At 67.6% G+C, this 18,970-nt stretch carries 16 protein-coding genes; 10 read left to right on the plus strand and 6 right to left on the minus strand.

Features of this window, described 5'->3' with window-relative positions:
- Window positions 1–5: 5 nt before the first annotated feature.
- From ED92_RS38340 to ED92_RS38360, 5 genes are read right to left on the minus strand one after another with little or no spacing between them, the layout of a single operon-like run.
- Window positions 6–1,145 carry an acyl-CoA dehydrogenase family protein gene (locus tag ED92_RS38340; protein ID WP_037347309.1) on the minus strand — a complete coding sequence of 380 codons (1,140 nt, stop codon included), beginning with the start codon at window positions 1,143–1,145 and terminating at the stop codon, window positions 6–8.
- Complete coding sequence (locus tag ED92_RS38345; RefSeq protein ID WP_161791141.1) at window positions 1,142–2,062, minus strand: ABC transporter permease; 921 nt, start codon at window positions 2,060–2,062, stop codon at window positions 1,142–1,144. Before ED92_RS38345 ends, ED92_RS38340 begins: the two co-directional genes overlap by 4 nt.
- Complete coding sequence (locus ED92_RS38350; RefSeq protein ID WP_037347310.1) at window positions 2,055–3,131, minus strand: ABC transporter permease; 1,077 nt, start codon at window positions 3,129–3,131, stop codon at window positions 2,055–2,057. Before ED92_RS38350 ends, ED92_RS38345 begins: the two co-directional genes overlap by 8 nt.
- Window positions 3,128–4,633 carry an ABC transporter ATP-binding protein gene (locus tag ED92_RS38355; protein ID WP_052121212.1) on the minus strand — a complete coding sequence of 502 codons (1,506 nt, stop codon included), beginning with the start codon at window positions 4,631–4,633 and terminating at the stop codon, window positions 3,128–3,130. The genes ED92_RS38350 and ED92_RS38355 overlap by 4 nt, the downstream gene beginning before the upstream one ends.
- On the minus strand, window positions 4,630–5,658 hold the full coding sequence (locus ED92_RS38360; protein ID WP_037347311.1) for a BMP family ABC transporter substrate-binding protein: 1,029 nt from the start codon (window positions 5,656–5,658) through the stop codon (window positions 4,630–4,632). The genes ED92_RS38355 and ED92_RS38360 overlap by 4 nt, the downstream gene beginning before the upstream one ends.
- A 299-nt stretch (window positions 5,659–5,957) precedes the next feature.
- Here ED92_RS38360 and ED92_RS41555 point away from each other — a divergent pair, with 299 nt between their 5' ends.
- The gene (locus ED92_RS41555) at window positions 5,958–6,434 is read left to right on the plus strand and encodes an ImmA/IrrE family metallo-endopeptidase (RefSeq protein WP_052121214.1); all 477 of its coding nucleotides are present in this window, start codon (window positions 5,958–5,960) and stop codon (window positions 6,432–6,434) included.
- A gap of 10 nt (window positions 6,435–6,444) precedes the next feature.
- The gene (locus ED92_RS38370; protein WP_152611140.1) at window positions 6,445–7,677 is read left to right on the plus strand and encodes a DUF6545 domain-containing protein; all 1,233 of its coding nucleotides are present in this window, start codon (window positions 6,445–6,447) and stop codon (window positions 7,675–7,677) included.
- On the opposite strand, the gene ED92_RS38375 is transcribed toward ED92_RS38370, so the two are convergent.
- Window positions 7,645–8,295 (minus strand): hypothetical protein, encoded by a 651-nt coding sequence (locus ED92_RS38375; RefSeq protein ID WP_152611141.1) that lies wholly within the window; start codon window positions 8,293–8,295, stop codon window positions 7,645–7,647. The two genes, ED92_RS38370 and ED92_RS38375, sit on opposite strands and share 33 nt — an antisense overlap.
- A gap of 1,395 nt (window positions 8,296–9,690) precedes the next feature.
- On the opposite strand from ED92_RS38375, the gene ED92_RS42640 reads away from it, so the two are divergent.
- The 8 genes from ED92_RS42640 (at window position 9,691) to ED92_RS38415 (ending at window position 18,958) form a co-directional block, all read left to right on the plus strand.
- Window positions 9,691–10,011: a hypothetical protein gene (locus ED92_RS42640; RefSeq protein ID WP_052121217.1), complete on the plus strand. Its 321-nt coding sequence runs from the start codon at window positions 9,691–9,693 to the stop codon at window positions 10,009–10,011.
- Between the two features lie 5 nt (window positions 10,012–10,016).
- Complete coding sequence (locus tag ED92_RS38385; RefSeq protein ID WP_235213493.1) at window positions 10,017–10,868, plus strand: hypothetical protein; 852 nt, start codon at window positions 10,017–10,019, stop codon at window positions 10,866–10,868.
- Window positions 10,865–12,229, plus strand: coding sequence for a hypothetical protein (locus ED92_RS38390; RefSeq protein ID WP_037347320.1), 1,365 nt, complete (start codon window positions 10,865–10,867; stop codon window positions 12,227–12,229). Before ED92_RS38385 ends, ED92_RS38390 begins: the two co-directional genes overlap by 4 nt.
- A gap of 8 nt (window positions 12,230–12,237) precedes the next feature.
- Window positions 12,238–13,728 carry an SCO6880 family protein gene (locus tag ED92_RS38395; protein WP_235213494.1) on the plus strand — a complete coding sequence of 497 codons (1,491 nt, stop codon included), beginning with the start codon at window positions 12,238–12,240 and terminating at the stop codon, window positions 13,726–13,728.
- Window positions 13,729–13,976: 248 nt separating this feature from the next.
- Window positions 13,977–15,239 (plus strand): ATP-binding protein, encoded by a 1,263-nt coding sequence (locus ED92_RS38400; RefSeq protein WP_235213495.1) that lies wholly within the window; start codon window positions 13,977–13,979, stop codon window positions 15,237–15,239.
- Between the two features lie 38 nt (window positions 15,240–15,277).
- Window positions 15,278–16,504 carry a C40 family peptidase gene (locus ED92_RS42255; protein ID WP_162836916.1) on the plus strand — a complete coding sequence of 409 codons (1,227 nt, stop codon included), beginning with the start codon at window positions 15,278–15,280 and terminating at the stop codon, window positions 16,502–16,504.
- The gene (locus ED92_RS38410) at window positions 16,413–18,242 is read left to right on the plus strand and encodes a type IV secretory system conjugative DNA transfer family protein (RefSeq protein ID WP_235213506.1); all 1,830 of its coding nucleotides are present in this window, start codon (window positions 16,413–16,415) and stop codon (window positions 18,240–18,242) included. The genes ED92_RS42255 and ED92_RS38410 overlap by 92 nt, the downstream gene beginning before the upstream one ends.
- Window positions 18,239–18,958: a hypothetical protein gene (locus tag ED92_RS38415; protein ID WP_037347328.1), complete on the plus strand. Its 720-nt coding sequence runs from the start codon at window positions 18,239–18,241 to the stop codon at window positions 18,956–18,958. The genes ED92_RS38410 and ED92_RS38415 overlap by 4 nt, the downstream gene beginning before the upstream one ends.
- Window positions 18,959–18,970 lie beyond the last annotated feature (12 nt).

The raw sequence follows: 18,970 nt of genomic DNA on the forward strand, positions 1-18,970 counted from the left end.
GGCGCTTAGCCATGGTGACCGTCCTGCGGAGTGGGGGAGAGGAGGCTCGTGCCGATGGTGTCCTGGCAGATTTCACCGGAGTAGGCCATGAGCCATCCGGCCTGGGCATCCCGGAAAATCCGCTCGGTGTCCCCGCGGATGTAGCCGGAGCCGCCGCCGATGCGGAGACCAAGGTCCGCGGCGTCCCGGGCGATGGAGTTGGCCAGCAGCTTGGCGTGCATCGTCGCCGACAAGAAGCCGGGATCGTTCTGGTCGGCGAGCCAGGTCATGTGCTGGGCATACATCGCGGCGGCTTCCAGCCGGGAGGCGACGTCCCCCACGGCGAGACGCACCCATTGCATGCCCGCCAGCGGATCGCCGGTGGTCGGGATCGTTCGGGTTCGGGCGTGAACGGTGAGCGCGGCGATCGCTGCGTCCGCGATGCCGAGCGACAGGAACGCGAGACCGGCGCCGATGTGGTTCGGCCGCGGCCCGGTCGAAGGCGGGCAGCGTCGATCTTCGGGGAGGAACGTGTCGGCGAAGGTTATGAGCTGGGAACGGCTTGCGCGCAGGCCCATGGTGTCCCAGATCGGGACGAAGGTCATCGTGGGATCGGCGTCAAGGCCGAAAAACGCGGGCCTGTCGTCGACGAGCGCGTTGATCAGGAAGTGGTCGGCGACCTCACAGCCTGAGGAGAAGCGTTTCGCGCCGGACAGCCGATAGCCGCCGTTGGCGGGTTCGGCGTGCTGGAGAGGCTGCAAGAACAAGTTCCCGCTGCTCGGTTCGGACAGCGCGTTGGCGAACCGTGCGCCACCGATGAGTTCGTCAGCCCAGAATTTCGCGTTATCTGGGGTGGACATTTCGACGAGGCCGATCGCTGCACCCATGTGCATGACCCAGATGCACGCGGTTGACGGGCACGCGGCGCTTACGGCGCGGACGATCGCACCGTAACTGCGGTAGCTGAGTCCTTCCCCGCCGAGGGCGGTGGGGAGGATGGCGGCGTCGATGCCGGCCTCGTGCAGGGCGCGCAGGTGCTCGATTGGCAGGTCACAGGTTCGGTCGCGGTCGGCGGCCGTCTTCGCGAAGTCCGCCGCGAGTTCCGTGGCGGCGGTAACCCAGTTCTGTTCGTGCGCCGGGGGCGCGAACGGATGGGAGGCGGTCACGTCGGCTCCTTCTGTTCTGGGAGGTGGTGGGCACGTCGGGCTCTGCGGCGCCCGTCGACGATGAGCAGCGCGATCGCCGCGATCCACGGCAGCAGCTGATAGGCCTCGACCGGCAGTCCCAGGGAGCGGGTTTGCGCGAGCAGCGCGAGGCTGTCGAAGACACCGATCAGCAACGCCGTCGCGGCGACCCCGAGCGGACGGCGGCGCGCGAGGATGACGACGGCGAGCACGATGATGCCGCGCCCCGCAGACATCATCGGGGCGAAACTGCCGATGGACGAGAGTGACAGCACGGCGCCCGCCAGGCCGCCGAACCCGCCGGCGATCAGCGCCGCCGTGGTGCGATGCCTACGCGCCGAGATTCCGAGGACGGCTGCTGAGCCGGGATCATCACCGACGGCCCGCAGCCGCAATCCCAGCCTGCTGGAGCGCAACATCCACCACACGACCACGGTCGACACGATCGCGAGATAGGCCGAAACGCTCGTGCCGGTGAACAGCGGCCCGAGCACCGGGAGCTTGGCCAGGCCCGGCAGAGTGACGGTCGGTAGTGTCGGCACGCTCAGCGCGGTCTGTCCGGCGGGGTCGGCGACCTGGGACACGAAGGTGCTGAGGCCGGTACCGAACAGGGTCAGCGCGATCCCGACCAGGACCCCGTCCGCGCCGCACGCCAGCCCCGCCGCGTACAAGCCGCCGAACGCGAGACCACTGAGGACACCCGCGCCGAGTCCTGCCCAGGGACCGGCCACGGCGGAACCGAGTACGCCAGCGAGCGCTCCGCACACGATCATCCCTTCCAGACCGAGGCCGATTCCTGCTCCGGCGCGCTCCAGCACCGCCTCGCCGAGCCCCGCCAGGATCAACGGTGTCGCTGAGCTGATGGCACCGATCATCACCAGGACCACGAAGTCAGCCATCGTGACCACCGCGCACGGCGACAGCATGGGCGGAGGCGGTCCGGCGGGCTGCCGCGCGCCGGACGAGGGCGATCGCGAGCACCGTCGCGCCGAGCAGGACCGCTTGTGCGACGGTGCCGATCGCCGACGGGATCCCGGTACGTACCTGGACGCCGCCCGCTCCGGTGGCGATGGCCGCGTAGACGACGCCGGCCACGACAATCGGGATCGGGCGGCACCCGCCTAGGACCGCCACGATCAGGCCTCCGAACCCGACGCCGCCCGCCACCGCGGGTGTGAGTCGTTCGTCGACGGAAGCGAGCTGGATCCAGCCCGCCAGCCCGGCCGCCGCTCCGGACACAGCGGTCGTCGCCAGCAGCGCCCGCGCCGGTGTGACGCCTGCGCGTTCGGCGAGCCACCGACGCTCGCCGAAGATCTCGAGCAGGACGGCGCCGCGTGAGCGATGCCACCAGATCGCCACGACGAGCAGCACGAGGACGCCGAATAGCGCGGTGCTGACCCTGCCGGGCACCGGCAGCCACGGAATGAGTGCGGCCTCGGGAAGATTGGCGCTACGCGCGGTCGCGGAACCGGCGGGATCGCGCAGGTGAGTCCGCAGCAGATACGCCAGCAGTTGCACGGCGATGATCGTGGCTAGCAGCGCTGTCAGGATCTCTGATACCCGCCAGCGCAGTAGCGCGACGCCGGGCAACAGCGACCAGGCCGCGCCTCCGCCCGCGCCAGCCACCGCGCCGAGCGACAACGCCATCCATGACGGCACTGATCCGCCCAGGGGCAACAGCACCGCTGCCGCGGTGATCGCCCCGACGATCATTTGCCCCTCAGCGCCGACCACGATGACACCAGTCCGGAGCGGAACCGCAGCGCCGAGTGCGATCACGATGAGCGGAATGGCGGAGGTGATGGTTTGCGACAGGTTGTAGGGCAGTCCGAACGCGCCGTCGAACCAGCCGACAAGGGCGTCCAGGGGATCACCGCCGGAGGCGAGGACGAGAACGACCACCAGGACAAAGCCCAGGACGGCGACCGCGGCCCCGATCAGATACTCGCGTCGCAGCAGGGCTTTCACTCGGCATCGTCCTCGGCGACGCTACCCGGAGCGGCATCAGCGGCGGGTAGCCCGGAGGTCAGTCGCCAGGCCACCGTGTCGTCGAGCTCGCTGGCGGGGACATCGGCGAGGACTCGGCCTTTGGACAGCACGACGACCCGATCCGCGAGCTGGCGGGCCTCGTCCAGGTCTGCGGAGATCACCAGGACGGCCACTCCAGCATCGGCCGCTCGGCGGATCTCGGCATGGATCGCCCGGGTCGCCACCAGGTCCAGGCCTTGTGTCGGCCCGTGCAGGACCGCGACATCCGGATCGCTATCGAGTTCGCGACCGACAATTAGTTTCTGCTGGTTCCCGCCCGACAGCGCCGTTACGGCGACTCGCGAGTCCCGCGGGCGCACGTCGTGTCGATCAAGCAACGCACCAGCGGCGTGCACGAGAGCGGCAGTGTCGAGCGTGCCGCGGCGGGTAAACGCGGGCTCGCGCAGACGCGTCGCCATCGCCGACCACCACGTGGCACGCCCCGGCAGCAGCGCGTCGAGCCGACTCTCGGGCACATAGGCCACTCGGCGCCCGCCGGACACCGTGCCGGAGGCAGGGGTGATCCGTCCTGCGGCGACCTCGGCCAGTGCGCGCTGGCCGTTGCCGGCGACGCCCACCGCACAGACGACTTCGCCCGCGCGGACCCGGAGGCTGATGTCCCGGACTGGGACCGGGTCTCCGCATGTCGCGGTGACGCCAGACAGCACCAGGACGTCCTCACCGGGTTCACGAGCCCGGAATGGAGGAGGCGGGGGTGGTGCTTGGCTATCGCCGATGATCGCGCGGGCCAGGGTCTCGTCGTCGACGGCGGCGACCGGTCCTGTGTGGACAACCCGGCCGTGCGCGAGCACGGTCGCGGTGTCCGCGACGCGGCGTACATCCGCGAGGTGGTGGCTGATGAGCAGGACCGCCACGCCCGTATCAGCGACCGCGCGTAGGCGGTCGAACAAGGTGTCGACCTCGCGCGGGCCGAGGGCGGAGGTAGGTTCGTCGAGCAGCAGGACGCGAGCGTCTTGTGCCAGCGAGATGACCAGTTCTCCGAGTTGGCGTTCACCTCGGCTGAGATGCCGCGCCGGGGTGTCCAGAGCGATCGGAACTCCGGCCTGCGACGCGGCGGATCGCAGCTTCGCCGTGAGCGTGCGACGGCGCACGACGCGATGGGGCTGGCTCAGGGCCAGGGTCTCCACGAGAGTGAGGTCGTCGATGAGACTGTCGGCCTGCGGGATGATTCCGATCCCGTGCTGGATCGCGTCACCGCGCCCGCCGAACCAGACCGGTGAACCGGCGATTTCGACATGGCCTTCGTCGGGCGCGTCCAGCCCGGCCAGGATCTTTCCCGCGGTGCTCTTTCCCGCGCCGTTCTGGCCGAGCAAGGCGTGAATCTGCCCACGGTGCACGGCCAGGTCGACGGTGTCGAGCGCCTGGACCGCGGAAAACCTTTTGGACACCGAGCGCAGCGCCAGCAGCGGCGCCGCGCTCATCGGCCCGGCTGCCAGGGTGTGATGGTCACCGCGCCCGCTCGCAGACGCTCCGCCAAATCGGCGATCCGTTTGTCCAGATCTGCGGGCATCCCGGGCGCGGCCGGGACCTTCCTGATGTCCGCTGCCACGAGCGACTTGTTCGCGATGGTCGAGGTTGTGCCCTTGCTGCCGAATGTGCCGTCCCTGAGCCTCGCGATCCACTGGGACAGGATTGGCAGCATATCGGTCTTTACCTGGCCGATGTTCACCGATGCCGCGGCGGCGCTGGTCGACGCCGACAAGCCGATGGTCGGGACACCGGCGGTCTGTGCCGCGGACGCGACGCCCACGCTGTACCCCTCCGCGTTGGTCGCGATGAGCTTCGCGCCGGCCGCGATCTGCGCGGTGGTGGCCGCCGACGCCCGTGCGGCGTCTTCGAAAGAACCGGTGTAGACCGGCGGAAGCTGCCGCGCGCCCGGATTGGCGGCCGCGAGCCCTTGGCCGAAGCCGAACCACTGAGCCTGGAGGAACGGCGCCTGCTCGCCGTCGACGACGGCGACCGGCGACAACTGCGTCGATCCAGCGATGTAGCCCATCAGGTAGCCGAGTTGCAGCGCGTCGTAGGTCCACGTCTCGACAGACGCGGTTGCCCGCTCCAGGATGTCGACCCCGCCGGTGGCGACCATGCGCGCGTTGGGCACTTGTTTAGCCACCCTGAAAACAGGGTCAGAGAATCCCAGGCCCCAGCCAATGACGAGGTCAAAGCCCGAGGTCGCGTACTGCCGCAGCGTGGTCTCGGCTTCGGCGGCAGCGACGTTCTCCGAGATCTGAACGCTGATCTCACCGCGCCGCTGAAGTTCGTATGCGGCATCGGCCGCGGCCTGATTGAAGCCGCGGTCCTGGGCGTTGCCGCCTAAGACGACCGCGACTTTCGGGACCGCGCCGACCGAAGCCGGCTTGTCGCTACCTGCACTACAGGCCGCTAGCGGCACCGCCACCACCGCCGCCACCACGGCGACGACCCCACGCAGTTTCGTGCCTTTCACCCGTGTTTTCCTCCCAAGATCCCTCGGGCAGACCCTGCCAGACTCGACGCTGTCCCACAGAAAGAGGCAACACTGCCCTTCGAGCTAAATGGATGATTTACGCAGGTCAGCGTTGTCCCCGCATGATCGGCAACGACTCGCCCTATCCAGCTCCGTTGGTTTTCAACAGACTGACAATCAACTAAGCAGACTGTCGATGCCGCCACAGTGGCGCCGGACCCGGCGCAGGCATGTGGCTCAGATCTGCCCGGTACCGAACACACGCGGTCTACCAGGCGTAGCGAGGGAGAGGGGACGCCATGGCTTTCGGGGGCAGCCGGAGAGAACTCAGGCGGCGTTGCGACGATCTGATCGAGACGCTGCCGATCCGGCCCGGGTTCGAAGTGACGACGTTCCTCGAGGAATTGAGCGCGCAGCGGAAGACACCGTTGACGCTGTGGCGGATGAATGCCACGGCGGCGACCCCCAGCGGCATGCTCGTGACCACCGAGGCGATGGACTACGTGTTCGTGGTGCGGGGGACCCCATTGGCGCACGTCGTGCACATCCTGGCGCACGAGCTCGGCCACCTGCTCCTGGGGCACCAGTGCTCGCGCAGCCCTGAATCCCACGACGGTCGCCGTCAGCCCGGGGAAGAGCTGGAGGCAGAAGAGTTCGCCTACCGCTTCGCGGCACGGGTAAGGCTGGTGGAACGGCGGCACCGGATGCGCGGGTCCTACCGCGAGGTGCTCGCGGCGTTCGGATCACGAAGCCACCGGTACCAGTACGGTGTCTGACCTTCCCAGCATGGCGGCCTACGTTGCCGCGCTGGCCGCCTTCAGTGAATGCGCCCGCAGGCTGGCCGTGGACCGGCATCTGCCTTCCGCGCTGAGCCGCGACTACCTCACCCTCGGGCTGTTGCTCGCCAGTGCTTCCCTGGTGGCGGGAGCGCCGGCCACGATGCGCTGGAGTGACCAGCACGCGGGAGCACTGCACGTCGCCTACCTGATCCACTGCATCTTGACCATGCTCGCGATGGTCTGTATGGCAGGCTTCCTGCGTACGGTGACGGCGACGACAGTCCGGATGCGGGCAACAGTTGCGTTATTCGCGGGATGCGCTGGAGCGCTCGCTGTCTTGTACGTGCTGTTCGGCACGGCGGATCCGCAGTTCGGTGCCACCGGTCGACACCCGGGGTCGCTGGTATTCGCGCTGATCTATCTCGGATTCATGATCGTGTGGATCGTGGCGTTCATCCGTGGAGCTTGGCGGATTTCTCGCGGCGCTGACTCGGAGGTGCGCGTCGGGATCGTCCTCGCTGCCCTGGGAATGGGTGTCGGGCTAGCCGGCTTGGTGTGGAAGGCGCTGATACTGCTACAAACCCTCGCCTTTCCCGACGTGCCGATCAGGAACTCCGCCTTCACGCTCCTCGCCGAAGCCCTCGGCGCTGTCCTCTTCGCTGCGGGATCAGGTTTCGCGGCTGCCGCACGCCGGGTCGACGAATTCAGGGAGCAAGCACGTGCCGAAGCGATCAAACTTCTTTGGGGGCGCCTTCGGCCGGTCTGGTCCCGGTCTGGGTTGTACGAAGGGGAGGACGCCCCGGATTTCCGCAGGCAAGTCGTCCAGGTCTTCGACGCCTGCCTGACGCTGCGACGCTATGTCGATCCCACGCTGGAACCCACGATCGCCAAGGTGATCACACAGCGGCGGCTGGGCGCCAGGCGCGGGGCGCGCGTGACCGCGGCCGCCGAACTGAGAATCGCCCTCGCCGCCTTCGAGGAGGGCTCACACGTCGCGACGTCAGGGCAGCACGCCGACCCCGCGCCGCAGCCCACCAAGCTGACGGCCGACGAACAGCGAGAACTGGACTGGATCGCCGAGGTGGCGCACGCATGGACCGACGAGGCGGTGATCGACATCACCCAGCGCGTCGGTGCCAGCAGGGACTCCGGCCGGTGTCACGGGCCACCTCATCGGCCGGCTACTGCTTCCCTGCGGCGGCACCCGTCACGACGATGGCGGTTGTTCGGTGTCCGGTGACGACCGGCTGCGGTCGATCGCTTGCAGAACCTCCAGAAATGCCATCCGCTGAACGACATCGTCCTGGCCCAGCGACTGCACTTCCCGGGGGCGAACCCCTGTGAACCCGATCCGGGTCATCAACTCGTAGGTCCGCCGATCCAGATCGTTGAGCCCTTCGGGATCATCCAAGAGGTCTTCGAGCTGACTGGACGGAACAGAAGGGTCCAGCAGGCGGGCATCGATGCGCCAGAAGTCCGCCAGGGCGAGCGCGACCGGTGCCCGGAGGTTGCGTGTCTTACCGGCGGCATAGGAGTAGATCATCGCGCGGCTGAGGCTCTTCGCGCCTGCCCTGCGCTCGACCCATGATGCGATCTTCGGCGGGTACACCCTCTTTTGCTTCAAGCCGCGTGGCTTCTCGGCGATCACCTCGGGGTCGAGCACCGGTTCGCCGCGCCACGTGTAACAGAAGGACTCGTGGTCGATCAGGTAGGACAAGCGTTCCGCCAGGGTCGGCAGTGACAGCAGCGTGGTTGTCAGCTGGATCTGCGCTGCCGGCGCACGCAGCGGCACCGGCGATTCGGCAGGTCCCGTGTCGCTGCTGTCCTCGGCCGCTGTCGTGTCCGCGTCGTCGACCATCGGCATCCCCCTTTCAGCTCACCGCACACCGTACTCAGGCGGGCTGCCTGACTGGGCATCTAGTCGCCTGAATGCTCACTTTAGTTGACATTATCGCTTGATCGCCTAGTGTTGACGGCAGATAGTCAACAAAGTGAGACGATCTGAGCCTGGTTCGGTGTGCGTCGTTCCGCCGTCGACCAGGGCTTCGTGTGGCTGGCTCCCGTACCAGCGGCATGCCTCAGATCGTGAAATTACCCCGCATGGGCGATCGCTCACGCGGGTCCGGCCACTCTCCGCCGGATCTTGTTGCCGACAACCGACCGGGTTGTCGGTAGATCCCCCTGGAGAGGAGGCGGAACGTGAATCGACGAGAACCGCCGTCCGGGCCACCCGCAGTTCGTCCTGGCGAAAGGGCGTTGAGCCGTCCCGATCTCCACGCCGCTGTCGACGCCGAGATCCTGGCCCGTGGCATCGAGGCAGGACGCAGCAGCGCGGACACGTCCCCGTCAGCTCACGACGTAGACCGGAGCGCCTCGGTCGCCGCGGCAACCGCCCGTGCGGTCGCCGCGTGCGTCTGGCAGGCCGGGCAACCTAGTGGTAGCCCTGCCGACTGGGCGGGCTTCGGGCGCGTGGTCCCGGTCCTCGCCGCATCCCCGGGCGCAGGAGCCAGCGTCACCACCGCAACCGTCGCCGACGCGCTGCAGATTGCCGGCCGGTCCGTGCTGATAGTCGACACGGCCGACCCGAGCCGGTCCGGCCTGAGCCGCGCCTCCGCGGTTGACGGCCCCCAGGTACCAGGGCCTCATCCGGCGATCCGGATCCGGTTCTCCTGGCGCGCCCAGGCCCTGCTGGCTCGCGCGGAAACGACGCTCCCGGTCCTCGCGCCGGGAATGCTGCCCCCACCACCGTTCTGGCGCCCGGGTCCGCGCAAGATCGATGTCACGGTTGTCGACATCGGACACGACCCGTGGCGCGTCGGCGCACACCCGCTCCTCGGGGCAGGAGCGTGGCTGCGCGGCGGTAATCCGGCCCCGATACCGATTCTCGCAGTCCGGCCGAGTGCGCCATCGCTGGCCCACGCCGAACAGATTCTCGCGAGGTTCGAAACCTGGAACCGAGTCGATGCCGTCACACTACCGGTGCAACTGGTGGTGGTTGGGGCACGACGATGGCCCGCCACCGTCACGGCCACCGCCGGAATCCGCGTACAAAAGCTGCTCGACAGCGCCATCTTCCTGCGGCCTGATCCCGAGCTGGCCGCTCACGGTGTGACCGCTGGCGTCACACCGCCGCGCGTTCGCTCGGCCGTGCTCCCGATGCTACGGCGACTCGAATTGCTATCCACCGACAAGCCCTCCCGGCTCCGTACGCCAGGTCCGAAGGACCAGGCCCGTGAAAAGGGAGGGCGCAGTCATGATCGCCCACACCATCGTGGAATGGCTGACCCAGCAACCGGCCCCTCCACCGCCTAGCCCGGCACCCCTTCCGAACCCCGTCCCCGTAGAGCCGCCAGGCGCCAAGGCGATCCTCGGCCTCCTCAACAACGTCAAGTGGGCCGCGGGAATCGCTTTGATGGCGGCGTTTTTCATCGGCCTCACGGTCTGGGCCGGCGGTCGTTGGGTCGACCACCACCGCGCGGGAAAGGTCGGCTTGGTCATGATGCTCTGCGCCATCGGCGGAGCCATCCTGTACGGGATCGGCTACTCGCTGATCGACGGATTCTCCAAGGGGTGAGCGGCATGTTCACTCCCGACGCCGATCGTCGCCCCCGTCATGCCCGGATGACGATTCTCGCTCTGGTGCTCGTCACATTGGCAGCAGTTGGCCTTGCTGCTGCGCTGGCCATCGCGAATTCCCGTTCAACGACTACAGCGCCGCCAGGAGGAACAGGGCTTAGCCGCACGGCTGTGCCCGGGAAGGTCACCACACTCGAGCCTGAGCCAACCCCGGAACCCGGCTGGGACGTTGTAGCACAGAAGAAACTCGCACTGCGCCCGATGCTTCGCCTGCCTGCGGAGGCCGCGCAGCCTCACGAGCTGAGCCCACAGGCGGGGCCCGTGCTGCAAATTCCGGAACCGAGTCATGCCGCTGGCGTGTGGATCCCCGGCGGTTTCCCGGGAACACCCGAAGGAGCGCTTGCCCAGCTGAAGGCAGCCGATGAAGTGGGCCTGCGAGGCGGAGACCCGACCGTCTACGACCGGGCCTACGCCGATATCGCGTTACCCGGCGCGCCCGCGGTCGACCGCACGGGACTGCACACCCTGCTCTCCACCTTCCGCATGCGTGCCGGAATCGCGGCCGGAGAGTTGAAGCCCGGCTTGACGGTCACCTACGACGTGACCCACGGGCAGATCAAGGGAACCACCGACCAAGGCCGATACGCGGTGGTCTGCGTACTCGGAATCCTCACCTTTGACTACAAAGGACAGTCGACGTCCATGGGGGTCGGTGACTGCCAGGCGATGCGCTGGACCGGGGACGCGTGGCGCATCAGCACGGGAAACCAGGCCGCGATGGCAGCGAGCGCGTGGCCAGGTAGCGCGGAATCCGTGCAGGCCGGGTATCGCAGCCTGGGTGGGACTTCGCGATGACCCCGGAGGACGTCTTCGTCTGGCTGGGACGGACGGCCGGTGATCTGGTCGGTGGCTTGGCATCCAGTGTCTTCGAAGTGGCGATGCAGGGGATCTGGATCTCGTCCCTGTGGTTGCTGCGCGAGGCGTTCACGCTGGTCGACTGGCTCTCGACGTTCACGGTATCGACAACGGACGGGCCTGTCGGGACGTTGTGGCCGATGATGCTGTGGCTCGGAGGCGTCGTCGCGCTCGGGCTATTTTTCTGGCAGATCACCGTGTCGGTCCTGCGCGGAGGTCGCGGATTCACCCGTGTCATGTCCGGGCCGTTCCAGTACGGTGCGGCTCTCGCGGTCACTGTCGGGGCGATCGCCGGCTTCCTGGCCGCCGCGGACGGAGCCACGACCGGGATTCTGAACGTCCTGCACGTCGGGAACTTCAGTGACGCCTTGAAAGCGATGGGGCTGGTCGACGCTGGCACAGACTCGGTGAAGGCTGTCGTGCTCGGGTTGACCGCGATCTTCGGTCTACTGCCCGCAGTGTTGGGCTTCGCGATGGAGATGGTCTTCCGTGAAGCCGCCGTCTACCTGTTGACGGCGACTGTGCCGATCATCGCAGCGGGCCTCATCTCGAACACGACAGCAGTCTGGTTCTGGCGCGGTATGCGATGGGTACTGGCGATCATCTTCATCAAGCCGGGAATCGCCGTAGTGCTGGTGATCGGCATCGGAGCGACCGGCGAGGCGAAGGGGCTCTCGGGCTTGCTCGCGGGAGTCGCCATCCTCTGGATGGCCGTCTGGGTCCCCTTGGTGTTGTTCAAGCTGTTCGCCTTCATCGACCCCAATACCGAAGCTGGCGCGGCCGTTCGAGGAGCGTTCTCCGATGCCGGGTTGGACTCCTACGGCCCGGACAGTCCGGGAGGAAAAGCGGGGCAATCGGCGTTCAACGCGGCCAAGAACAAACTGTTCGGTGGTTCCGGCGAAGCTGACGAAGCCGGCACTGCGGATGACTCCGAGGTGGCGAATACTGACCGTTTCGACTCGGCCACGGATGATGTCGAACCGGCTGCTCCCGAGGACGAACCCAGTGACTCCAGTGCCGACGCGCTCGACGGCGATAACGGCCGAAGTGGAACCGAAGAAGGCGCGATCGCCACAGGAGATGGCGTTCCGCCGCCGCCTGATCCAACGGGTGACACCGGCGAGGCCGCTGAAACTGGTGACGGAACTGCACCCGGAGACGAATCCTCGGAGTCCGACGCTGCGGGCGCGGTTGCCGGGGTGCTTCCTGAGGCAGCCGCCGCATCCGCCGTCGACGCCGCAGTCGAGGACGACGGTGATGACGAGGGCGGCGACCCGAACGTGGGGAAGGTGCTCGAATGACCAGTCGCGTGTACCGAGGGCTGTCACGACGTGAGCACGACGGCTGGATCCTCGGGCTGACACCGGTGCAGGCGCTGACGTGCGTCGCGCTCACCGTGCCCGTGGTGATCACTCTTTCCGCGGGGGAGATCACCAAGGCGCTAATAATCGCGTGCGTCAGCGGCCCGCTCGCGGCGCTGGTGGCTGTGCCTGTACGCGGGAGGACCGCCGCGCGCTGGCTCGCTCATCTGCTGTTGTTCCAGGTTGGTGCCGCCTTTGGCTGGACGCGTTGGCAAACCCGAGCTGCCACCGGGCAGGTCGATCCCGACGAGCCCGACCTGCCCGGCGCGCTGACCCGGGTGCGCTTCCCGGACGGGCCACCGCTGCGTGACCAGGGACGGGTCTGCTTGATCCACGACACCGGTGAAGGACGGTGGGGTGCGACCGCACGCCTGTCCCATTCCGGGGTGGGAATGCTGTCGGATAACGAATGCGAGCTGCTCGCGGCGCGACTGGGGAACCTGCTCGAAGCTCTGGGTCAGCGTGAGGTGATCGACCGGATGTCACTGCTGGTGCGGACTGTTCCCGATGATGGGGCTGACTACCGTGCATGGCGGGCCCGCAACGAAGTCGTCCCGGCGCCACCGCTGGCAGCCGAGACAACCAGGGAACTCGATCGCACCATCGGGCTGCCCTCGGTCCGCCACGAGATCTTCGTGACGATCAGCGGACGGGAAGACACTCTCCGGCGCCCAGCCATCGCCGCCGGAGGTGGCGCCAACGGCCGCGCCATCGTGCTCTACCGGGTCCTGGACAGCCTCGACGAACGATTCCGTGCTCTCGGCGCCCACAGTGTTCGCTGGCTGTCGGGTGGACACCTAGCCGAAGCGATCCGCACCGGGTTCAATCCAGCGACGGCGGCCATCCTGAACGCGAGTCACAACGAGGAAAAGCCCGCCTCCACCGGACTTCCGTGGGCGGCGGCGGGACCGACTCATGCTCCGGCGCCGTCAGCGCGGGCCTACCACCACGATGGCTTCTCCACCGTGTCGTATGCGGTGCTGATGCCGCACCGAGGCACGGTGTTCGGTTCCCTCAGCTCTCTCCTGGCTGTGAAAACACCGGGCGAACGGCGGAGCCTCGCCGTGCACTACGAAATCATGCCTGCCACTCGCGCACACCGAGCCGTACGTGGCACCCGGTTCCGTACCCGCGTCATACGGGACTGGAAGGCGACCAAAGGGTTCGCCACCAGCGCCGAAGACCGCCACGAAGCCCGACGCGCCAGCATCCAGGAGGATGCGATCGCGTCCGGTCACGGCATGGTCAGATTCGCGGTCGCGGCCGCGGTCACAGTGCCGTCGACCTGGCCGGTCGAAGACCACGCGGCCCGGTTGGAAAGCGCCATCGCCGGGAGATTCCGGTTGCTGCGCATGGAACTCGCACAGGATGCCGGGTTCGTCGCCACCGTGCTCCCGCTCGGGATCGGCCTCCCCCGACTGCGTGGAGGTGGATGGTGACTCGCGACCACACAGCCGCCGAACGGTCCGTGCGAGACCTGCTGTCCACCTTCGGCACACCGCCAGCGGTGAGAAGGCCCGAGCAGCCGCGAACCCGACGCCGTGAGCCGGTCAACCGAGCGATCGCTCCCCGTCGCGGTCGCCGACGCCCAGGGCACGGGTGGTCACCAGTACCGCCGCCTCTCGCGGTGTACCAGGCCAGTACGCACGAAGTCGGTGGTGTCTTCCCGCTCCTGGCGTCCAGTCCGATGCCCGCGGCCGGGGCGAGGATAGGCTATGACGTCACCGCCGGGGGAGCCTTCTACTTCCATCCGGTCGAAGCCGTGCTCACCGGAGCCTGCACGAACCCGAACGTTATCGGCTTCGGCGAGCCGGGCACGGGGAAGAGCTCCACCATCGTCGCGTTCACGACGCGCATGATGCCGTTCGGCGTAAAGACTTTGATCAGCGGCGACGTCAAGGGCGAGTACACCCCAGTCCTGAAAGCACTGGGAGCTACACCAATCGTGCTCGGCCCGGGCAGCCCGGCCCGCGTCAACGCTCTGGACCTCGGCCCGCTCACGGCGCACTGGGACAGCTGGACCGCGAGGCAACAGCGCAGCGAACTCTCGTGGATTCTCAGCCGTTGGGTACAACTGCTTACCGCGCTCGCCGAAGCCCAAGGGTATGCCGCCACCGTGACCGACGAAGCCGTCCTTTCCTCCGTCCTGCACCGCGCGGTCGGCGCAGCGGACGCCAACACCCGGCTTCGCCCGATCACGATCCCCGACGTGCACCGCGCCCTGGCCGATCCGCCCGAGGAACTCTGGCGCGAGAGCAGGTTCGCCGACCGGCGCCAGTTCCTCGACCACCTGCGCCCCATCACCGACGCTCTGAAGAACCTGGCCGCAGGACCGCTCGCCGGCATGTTCGACGCGCAGACCAACGTGAAACTCGACTGGGATGCCCCCGCACAATCGATGGACCTGTCCCGGCTGGACAGCCGCGGCGACAAGGCAGTCGCTGTCGCCCTGACGTGCCTCGGATCATGGTCGGCCATCGCTACCGACCTCCAAGACGATGGTGAGATCCGCATCGTCGTCCGCGATGAGGTATGGCGCCAAATGCGCCTCGGAGTCCGTGCGCTGATGTCCTTCGACAGCGAATTGCGCCTCTCACGCAAGCACAAGATCATCCAGATCGCGCTCGTTCACAAGCCCTCAGATCTCCTGACCGTGGGCGACGCCGGATCGCAAGCAGCGTCGATCGCCCGCGACATGCTCAGCCTGTTCAGCACAAGAGTCCTTTTCGGACAGACAACCAGAGTCGCGTCAGAGCTCGGCGACGCACTCTCATTGGCGGAGAAAGAACAACAAGCAATCTCCGGATGGGCCAACCATCGTCGTGGGCGCGCTCTATGGAAGACGGAGAACCAAACTGGCCGGAAAGTGCAGACCGTGCTCAGCGCCGTTGAACGACGTCACTTCGACACCAATGCCCAGCTCCGCCCTCTCACACGCCCGACCCGGTAACCGTCATGGATACCTCCCGCAGCAGCCTCATCGCCACTATGGCAACGGCGATCATGATCCAGGTCCTAGCTCCGATCGCGACACTCGGCCTCGTGCTGATCGCCGTCGGCGGTGGTCCCGGACAGATTTGCGAGCCGCCAGAGACCGGCATCGGTCGGATCGTCAAAGACCCCACTCCCGCGCCGTCCGCCGAACAACTGGACATCGCCCGCACGATCGTCACCATCGTTCGGCAACGCGGTCTGCCTCGCAGAGCAGCTGTCTTGGCCATCTCGACCGGACTCGTGGAATCCAAACTGGCCAACCTGAACTACGGAGACCGTGACTCCCTCGGCGTCTACCAGCAGCGCCCCTCCCAAGGCTGGGGCACACCGGCGCAGATCCTCAACCCGGTCTACGCCACGAACGCCTTCCTCGACCGGCTGGTCGCCATCCCCGGCTGGGACACCCTTCCGCCCGGACAAGCCCAGCAGCGCGTCCAGCGGTCCGGCTTCCCGGACCGATACGCGCCGCGGGAATCCGAGGCGGCGCGAATCACCAGCGCGGTATGGAACGACACCGCGCCACCGGCAGCGCCTGCCCGCCAACCTGCGGAGCCCGCAGAGCTACCTGCGGGCTGCGTTGATGACGGCGGCTCGGATATCCCGATCAGCCCGAACGACGTCGACCGCACCAAACTGCCCGCTGGCTACCAATACCCAGCCGACCCGCGACAGCGCGCAGCGGTCACCTACGCACTCGCGCAACTGGGGAAACCCTATGTATGGGGCGGAAAAGGCCCGAACGGATTCGACTGTTCCGGGCTCATGCTCGCCGCATGGGCCGCCGCAGGCGTCGGGATTCCAGCCGGAACTGTCAGCCAAGTGCACGCCGGACGCGCGGTCCCCGGCCTGAACCAGCTGATGCCCGGCGACCTGCTCTTCATTCCCGGATCCCTTGGAACACCAGCTAATCCGCGCCATGTCGGCATGTACGCGGGGCACGGCCTGATCGTCAACGCCTACGACTCCAGCACCGGCGTGATCCTCGAACCGCTGTCCGCGTGGAGCGGAAAGATCGTGATGATCCGCCGCGTCACAGACCCCAGCACGCCCTCCCCGAACTCGGGAGGGAGACCGCCAGATGGGCAACAACCCGGCCCGCGTCAGCGGCATGGACCGCGACGCAGCCCTCATGGGCCTGATCATCGCCGCGCTCACACTGATCATCGCCCTCGCGGCCGCGATCAACGCCGCCGCGGCCGTGACATGCGGCATCACCGGTAGCGGTTGGGACTGGCCGCCGCTCCAGGCTTGGCTACCGAACGCGGGGCGCATCATCGCGGCCCCAGCCAGCCCCGGCGCACACCTGCGCGAACCGTGGTCCTCCGCGCTCGACGACCACGCCACCGTGTTCTGGACGACCTTCGCCCTGTTCGCGGGGTTGATCGCGGCGGCCGTCGGCACGCTCGCCATCGTGGGGCGACGCCGGTGGCGGCCGGTGAAACCCGGGCACGCCACCCGCCGGGACATGCGCAAGACCTTGTCGCCGCGCCGCGCCCGCGCCACAGCTGCTTGGACCCGAGGCGATCTCACCAAGCAGGAACGTAAAGCTGCCGACCTCACGGACGTCGCTGTTCCGCTACACCGTGGACCAAATCACCAGATGCTCGTGACCTCGCTGGAGAACCCGACAGGGGTGATCGCGCCTACCCGCTCCGGGAAGAGCCGCACCGATCTCATCCACAAGGCACTCGCCGCACCGGGCGCCCTGTACGCGTCCACCACGAAGCCCGACCTCGCTGAGTGGGCGATGCTTGCGCGCACACGGCGGCCCAACGCCGGACCGGTCCTGCTATGTGACGCCACCGGAACCGTCCACTGGCCGGCCCGGGTCCGCTGGTCACCGATCACCGGCTGTAGCGATCCGTCCGTCGCGCTGCGCCGCGCCGAAACCCTCATCGAAGCGTCCTCGCTCGGCCTCCGCGAGACCGGCGGCAACGACAAAGTCTTCCGCGGTCGTGCCTCGATCGTTCTCCAGGCCTATCTGCTCGCCGCCGCGGACCATCAGCGGACTGTGACCGATCTCGTCAGCTGGGCGATCACGAAACCCGCTGACCAAGAGCCGGTCGAGCTCCTCAGCGCCCGTTATCCGAACTTCGCCTACAACCTCGCCTCGGAGATCGGCATGGTAGCCGAGACCTCCGACGCAGTCTGGATGTCGGTACGCCGCGCCCTGGAACCCTTCATGAATCCCGCGATCCGAGACTTCGCCACGCCACCGCCCGGTGAAGAGCTCGACATCCGCGACTTCCTCCTGCGCAAAGGGTCCATGTTCGTCATCGCGGGCGAACATCAAGCACCGCAGGCCCGGCCAGTGCTGACCGCGATGGGAGAGCAGGTCGTCACCACCGCCCAGGACCTCGCGCTTGAGCAAGACCGCCGACGACTCGAACCGGCCGCGACCATGATCTTCGACGAACTCTTCGACGGAACGCCGGTACCGCGGCTACCTGGCCTGATCGCCGACACGTCCGGACGCGGCGTGCTCATCCACTGGTCCGCACAGTCCCGCTCCCAGCTCGACGAACTCTACGGCGAACACGGTCGTCGGCAGCTGATCGACAACACCCTCACCTTGACGATTTTCGACAGCATCAAAGACGACAAGACCCTGGAATGGCTTTCCACCCTCGCGGGACACCATCGGCGCAAGACCTACCAGCAACACAGTGACGGCTGGCTCGGCGCCGGCCGCACCGCCACCGGCTCGGAAGACGCCTTGACCTACCGGCCCGGTGCTATCCGCACCCTCGACAAGGGCCGCGTGCTGATCATCCACGCCAATCTCCGCCCCATCCTCGGCCGCACCGTCGACGTATCCCGCCGACAGGACTGGGACCAGCTCAAGGCCGACGTCGACAGCATCCGGTTTGGCAACGTCCAGATCACCACCGACGGCTACACCTACGACCGGGCGCAGCAACTTCGTGCCGCCACCACCGCGATCGGCGGCTCGCGATGAGCAACGACGACATTCCCCAGCCTTCGCGGCGACAACCGGACGACCACCACGACGGAACAGGCGGCCAGCAGGAACCGGCGGCAGGCACCACACCGGAACAACAGATCGCGGTCCTGCGTGCTGCGGTCAGCGATCTACGGCGGCAGGTGGCGCAGCAGCACGACCTGGCCAAGGATCTCGCGATACAGCTGCAAAGGCTCGTCGCGGAGGACGAGGCAGACCCGGAGCAAAGAAGGAACCGGCCGGCTCCCTGGGTGCCATTCGAGCCCCCGGGCCGCACCGAACCTGATTCAGGAGCCAGTGACCCGCTGGTCGGCATCGCCCTCTTCGTCGAGTACTACAACACCACCTACGTCGGCCTCCCCGGTTCGCGCGCCGTTGCCATCCCGGACTGCTGGCTGAGTCACCCCGGACTCCTGGCCGAGGTCGCCACGCTCGCCTACTTCTGGCGCGCGGCGAACACCGGTCCCAGAGCCAACGTCAAGGACGCCCAGTACTGGCACCACACGTTCCGGCCCGGCTTCGCCGCCCGCCTGGCCAGTGAATGGACACACGCTCACTGCCGCGCCAGCAGCCACAAAGACGCCGGCACATCCGCACGACCCGATCGCTACTCCTCGCCCGGAAGCGATCCCACTCCCAACGACACAGCGGAAGCGCAGGCAACCCCGGCCGCGGACCCGCAGCCCGACAGCAAACAGACGAACGACCGGTAGAGCGAGAGAGGA

This window comes from Amycolatopsis sp. MJM2582, from assembly GCF_000754115.1.
In the GTDB taxonomy this organism is placed as follows: Bacteria; Actinomycetota; Actinomycetes; order Mycobacteriales; family Pseudonocardiaceae; genus Amycolatopsis; species Amycolatopsis japonica.